Source organism: Roseibacillus ishigakijimensis (assembly GCF_016595415.1).
GTDB classification, from domain to species: Bacteria; Verrucomicrobiota; Verrucomicrobiia; order Verrucomicrobiales; family Akkermansiaceae; genus Roseibacillus; species Roseibacillus ishigakijimensis.
Genome location: NZ_JAENIO010000137.1, coordinates 1 through 566 on the forward strand (window position 1 = coordinate 1; position 566 = coordinate 566).

Genomic DNA, 566 nt, shown 5'->3' on the forward strand with positions numbered 1-566 from the left:
TTAACAATCCCCACCTCAAGGCCAAGGACCGCAACGAGTTTCTCGCTTGGCTCAAATCGCCTTTTCACCCCTCAATTTTTGTCGTGTAGTGTGATCATACCTAATTTGACCAACAAGTTGTAAAATAGTCGAGCCTTCTCTTCTTCTTCAAAAATATAATGCCCATCTCCCACTGGATCATTGTAGAGAAACTCCCCCTCAACAGGGAGCCCTTGCCGCAACAGAGTGGCCAGTTCCATCATCGGGTCTATTTCGACCCCCAATTTTTCTTTGAGATTTTTCTCTGGTTCCGCATCAAAGAAATCTGAGTCATCCCATTCCTCGCCCATCTTCTGCCAATGGGCGACTGGGGGAGGGACAGGAAACGAACGGATTACATATCCATCATCATAAATAGGAATCTCCCAGGCGCCCTCAGGGCAGTCACAATAGGGAACGATCCTGTCAGAAGGCCCCAACTCTAGTGTTTTGTCTGAGGTGGACCCCAAAGTTCGGCCAGTTGAGGGCTCAGCTAAACGATGGTGATGAGGGAAAATTGATTACTTGTTCTGGGGTTCTTTGGCAAG

At 48.1% G+C, this 566-nt stretch carries 1 protein-coding gene; it reads right to left on the reverse strand.

Features of this window, described 5'->3' with window-relative positions; translation table 11 throughout:
- Positions 1-71: 71 nt before the first annotated feature.
- Complete coding sequence (locus tag JIN78_RS16915; RefSeq protein WP_200393176.1) at positions 72-329, reverse strand: hypothetical protein; 258 nt, start codon at positions 327-329, stop codon at positions 72-74.
- Positions 330-566 lie beyond the last annotated feature (237 nt).

What these genes read in the sequence shown, in the direction of transcription:
- JIN78_RS16915 (WP_200393176.1), bottom strand. Translation starts at nt 329, where the DNA reads ATGGGCGAGGAATGGGATGACTCAGATTTCTTTGATGCGGAACCAGAG.